Here is a 202-nt window from a genome sequence, read left to right as displayed (position 1 = left end):
GAGTCGAAAGCGAACGCGGACTATTATGCCGAACGCCTCGAAACGCTGGTGGCGGGTGCGGAGCCGGCGGTGCTGCTGGCTGTGCTGACGGGTTCGGAGACCGGGGGGTTGGGGTATCAGGAGACGGTGGAGCATCTGGCCGCGGTGCACCGGGTGAGGTGTTGGCTGGATGGCCGGGAGGTGGCGCTGGAGGAGCAGCTGG

At 67.8% G+C, this 202-nt stretch carries 1 protein-coding gene; it reads left to right on the top strand.

Going from position 1 to position 202, the window contains the following annotated elements; translation table 11 throughout:
• Positions 1–202 (top strand): hypothetical protein (locus AC5RWT_RS38265; RefSeq protein WP_494084740.1); only part of this gene is annotated, 202 nt, incomplete at both ends.

It is taken from the genome of Arthrobacter sp. Dra40, assembly GCF_059091905.1.
This window is presented reverse-complemented; position numbering and strand designations above follow the sequence as displayed.